Below are 4,672 nucleotides of genomic sequence, written 5' to 3' on the forward strand. Positions count from 1 at the left end.
CTGACGCTGGAGCGGACCAAGGTCGGCGACCGCTATGTGATGGAGCGGATGCGCGAGGGCGGGTTCAACATCGGCGGCGAACAGTCGGGCCACATCATCCTGCACGACCACGCCACTACCGGCGACGGCCTGATGGCGGCGCTGCAGGTGCTGGCGGTTCTGGTCGAGTCCGGCAAGCCGATGAGCGAACTGGCGCGCCAGTTCGAGCCGGTGCCGCAGTTGTTGAAGAACGTCCGCTATGCTGCCGGCAAACCGCTGGAGGACGCCACGGTCATCGCGGCCATCGCCGAGGGCGAGGCGCGGCTGAATGGCGCAGGCCGGCTTCTGGTCCGCCCCTCGGGCACCGAGAAGCTGATCCGCGTGATGGCCGAGGGCGACGACGCGGCCCTGGTGAAATCGGTGGTCGCCGATGTCGCGGGGGCGGTGCAGGCGGCGGGCTGACGCCCTGGCCGGCCCGCAGACAGGTTCGCGTTTCGCGAGAGAAAAGACCGCCTTCCGAGAGCTTCGCAAGCCGGACAGAAAGGTCGGTTATCGTACGTTACTCAAGGATTTCAGTTTGTCCTGAGAGTCTCAAGTCATCGGCGGCGCTGAACAATGGTTGACAAGACCTTACCCGGGAGACCACGTTTCTCTCAACGATAGGGAGAAACAACCATGCCGACCTTCACGGGAACGACCGGAATTGACGATCTGATCGGGGGGGCGGGCGACGATATCATCGACGGCCTGGCGGGGGGTGACTCCATACGCGGCGGGGCCGGAGCGGACGTCATTCGCGGCGGCGACGAGACGGGCGTGCTGGAGAACGCGGGCGACGGCATCGACGGCGGCGACGGCGACGACCAGATCTCCGGCGGGGCCGGACGCGACTTCCTGATGGGCGGGCGTGGCCGGGACACGGTCAACGGCGATGACGGCGCAGACTTCATCACCGGCGGCCTGGCGACCCTGACTTTCGCCGACAGCTTCCTGTCGGGGACGGCGGTTCGCATCCCCAACTTCACGAATTACGTCGACGACAACGAGATCGACACCCTGAACGGTGGCGCGGGCGACGACACGATCACGGCCGGCCAGGGCGACATCGCCGATGGCGGCGCCGATAGCGGCGTCGGTGTCAGGGATCGACTGCGCATCGATCTGACGGCCCGGACGGCCGGGGTCAGCATCGACATGACGGGCGACGCCGTCGCAGGCCAGGCGGCCTATGCTGCAATCACCGGCGGGACCTTCACCAATTTCGAGTCCTTCCAGGCCGTCCTGACCGGCTTCAACGACCAGTTCTTCGGCGGCGCGACCGGCGAAGGCATCTCTGCCGGCGCGGGCAACGACCTGATCGAGGGTCGGCTGGGCGACGACAGCCTGAGCGGCGACGACGGCGACGACACCATCCTGGGCGGCGTCGGTAACGACAGCCTCGACGGTGGCAATGGGCGCGATAGTCTGGACGGCGGCGACGGCAACGACAGCCTGACGACCGGCTTCAATTTCGGCTCCATCCTCCAGAACGCCGCAGGTCGGTTCGTCTCAGGTGCCGAGCTCGACGACGGCGTAGCCGAGACCGCAACCGGCGGCGCGGGCGACGACACGGCCTTCATCGGCTTCGGCGACAGCTTCGACGGTGGAGACGGAACGGACGTCATCAACGTCAGCCTGGTCGCACGGACATCGGGTGTGAACCTCGATCTGACCACCGACGGCGTCGCACGTCTGGGTGCCGTGATCGGCGGGACCCTGACGTCCGTCGAGACCCTGGGCAACAACATCCGGCTGACCAATTTCGACGACAGCTTCAATGTCGCTCGCAGCGGGAACTTCTACGGCCTCGGCGGTAACGACACGATGACGGGCGACGTCGCCACCCAGTTCTTCGGCGGCAACGCCGGTGACGACACGATCGATGCCGGCGGTGGCGACGACCGGATCTGGAGCGGCCAGGGCGACGACACCGCCTTCGGCGGCCTCGGCAACGACTTCCTGTACGGCGACGAGGATAACGATAACGGACTCAACGGGTATCTCGCGGCAGGTCGGGACTACCTCGACAGTGGTGCCGGCAATGACACCGTTTACGGCAACGGCGGCGACGACACGATCCTGGGCGGCGACGGCAACGACTTCCTGTACGGCGACCAGAGCAGCTTCGGCCTGGCCGGTCCCCGGGGCGGCGGTGTGCTGGTTTCGGGCAACGACACCATCGACGGCGGCGCGGGCAACGACACCCTGGTCGGCGACGCCGGCGACGATCGCCTGACCGGCGGCCTCGGCAGCGACATCCTCGACGGCGGCGACGGCGCGGACACGGCCGTCTTCAACGGCGCCTACGCCAGCTACACGATCTCGACCCTGAACGGCGTGACCACCGTCAGCGGCGCGGACGGTGTCGATCGACTGACCAATGTCGAACGGCTGCAGTTCTCGGACGTGGCCTTTACCCTGGGCGGGCCGCAGCCCGTGATCCAGCAGGGCAACGCCGCGCCTGACACTTTGGCGGGCGGAGCCGGCGACGACCTGATCGTGGGTGGCGGCGGAGCCGACACCCTGACCGGCGGCGCGGGCGCGGACGTGTTCCGCTACACCGCAGCCGCGGATTCGACGGCCGGCTCCCAGGACACGATCACCGACTTCCAGTCGGGCGTGGACCAGATCGATCTGGCTGCTCTGAACGCCACCTCGGTCAGCGTCGGACGACTGGCCGACGGCAGTTCGGTGGTGTTCGCCGAAACCCCCGGCGGCCCGGTGCAGATCTTCGTCCGGGGCTCCAACGTCAATGCCGACGACTTTATCTACAACGGCAATTTCGGTGTCTATGTGATCGGTTCGGCGGGCGCTGACACCATCTTCGGTTCCAGCACAGCCGATCCCATCTTCGGCGGCGCAGGTGCCGATATTCTGATCGGCGGCGGTGGCGCGGATGCCATTGGCGGCGGGGCCGGGGCGGACGTGTTCCGCTATGACGGACGCGGCGATTCCAACCAGACCTCGGGCTTCGACAACCTGTACGACTTCACCACGGGCGAGGACCGGATCGACATCACGGCCCTGCGGGCGACCTCGGTCACCATCTACCGCGAAGCCAACGGCTGGAGCTATGTCTATGCCGAGACGGCGCAGGGGCTGTTCCTGACCACGGCGGTCGGTCGCACGGTCAACGGCAGCGACATCGACTACGGCGGCGGGTTCGGCGTCTACATGGAAGGCTCGGCCTCGGCTGACATCCTGGTCGGGTCGTCCCTGGCCGATCCGATCGTCGGCAACGCGGGCAACGACGTCATCGCCGGTGGCGGTGGTGCCGACCAGCTGTTCGGCGGAGCCGGCGCGGATACGTTCCGCTACGACCGGGTCACGGATTCGACCTCGGGCGCGGCGGACATCATCTATGACTTCGTCTCAGGAACAGACCGGATCGACCTGACCGCCGTCCGCACAGGGGCCAGCGACACCTTCGGCATCGCCTATCTGAACGGCGCGTCCTTCCTGTTCGTCGATCTGGGCGGCAACGGAACCAACGACATGGTCATCGGCCTGACCAACACCACCCTGCGGACAGCGGACGTGATCTGGACGGCCGGCGGAATCGGCGAGGAAGCGGGCGTCAAGGACGCGGGCCCGTCCGTCCTGCCGACCATGGACGATTTCGATGCGGGTTCCGACATGGGCGGCCTATCGGGCCGGTTCATGCTGGACCTCGACCCGACCGCGAGCCACGGCGCCTATCACGGCCAGGACTGGTACCTGTAAGCCAGACGGCCTGACGATCGTGTGAGACATAGCCGGGTCGGACGAACGTCCGGCCCGGCTATTCCGGTTTCGGCCGCGCCTGCATGGCGCCGGTCATGGGGATGAAGAAGACGCCGACGTCGCGGCGGGAGTGGACGCGGCCCTCAGCGTCCTTGGTGTAGACATACAGGACCTGGCCCCGGCGGAAGGGCTGGCCGATCGGGATGATCAGCTTGCCGCCGGGCTTGAGCTGGCGGAACAGTTCGGGCGGGGCGTACTGGGCCACGCAGGTCAGCATGATGGTGTCGAAACCCTCGGTGACCTCGGGCCAGCCGAAATAGCCGTCGCCGACCCGGCCGTGGACGTTCGTGTATCCCAGCGGCGCGAAGATCCGGCCCACCGCCCGTCCGATCGGCTCGATGATCTCGATCGTATAGGCGTCGCGGACGATGCGGCCGAGCAGGGACGACTGGAAGCCCGAGCCGGTGCCGATCTCCAGCGTCACGTCGGTGGGCTTGGGCGCAGCCAGCTGGGTCATATAGGCCTGACCCAGATAGTCGGACAGGACGGAGCCGTGGCCGATGGCCCAGGGCTTGGGGTTGGCCTCATAGGCCTGGTAGGCGGTCGAGGCCTGACTGGCGTAGGCGTAGTGGAAATATTCGCGCGGCACGCTTTCGAAGGCGGCGATGACGGCCGGGTCGGCGACACCGTTGAAGCGCCCGGCCAGATAGGCACGGATGCGTTCGATGGCCGCGGGCTTACGGGCGTTGATCTCGCTCCACTGGGCCTCGGTGACGGCGTGGGGACGACCGGAAGCCTGCATCGCGGCGTTGAAGGCCGCATAGGTCCAGGGCGAGGCGGGCGCGCGGACCGTGGTCGAGACAGCCGAGGCGGCGGGGGCACTGGCGGTCGCCGCCGTCTCGAACGTGTTCGACCCGGTCGCACCGACCAT

At 67.4% G+C, this 4,672-nt stretch carries 2 protein-coding genes and 1 pseudogene; 2 read left to right on the forward strand and 1 reads right to left on the reverse strand.

Annotated features, from left to right (window positions below; genetic code table 11):
- Both JHC99_RS17555 and JHC99_RS17560 read left to right on the forward strand, forming a co-directional pair.
- Positions 1 to 441, forward strand: a pseudogene (locus tag JHC99_RS17555) (phosphoglucosamine mutase); the annotation flags it as partial.
- A 213-nt stretch (positions 442 to 654) separates the two neighbouring features.
- Complete coding sequence (locus JHC99_RS17560; protein ID WP_292155957.1) at positions 655 to 3,741, forward strand: calcium-binding protein; 3,087 nt, start codon at positions 655 to 657, stop codon at positions 3,739 to 3,741.
- A 58-nt stretch (positions 3,742 to 3,799) separates the two neighbouring features.
- On the opposite strand, the gene JHC99_RS17565 is transcribed toward JHC99_RS17560, so the two are convergent.
- Positions 3,800 to 4,672 (reverse strand): protein-L-isoaspartate O-methyltransferase (locus JHC99_RS17565; protein ID WP_292155958.1); only part of this gene is annotated, 873 nt, incomplete at its 5' end.

Origin of the sequence: Brevundimonas sp. (assembly GCF_016463485.1) — a bacterium.
Classification (GTDB): Bacteria; Pseudomonadota; Alphaproteobacteria; order Caulobacterales; family Caulobacteraceae; genus Brevundimonas.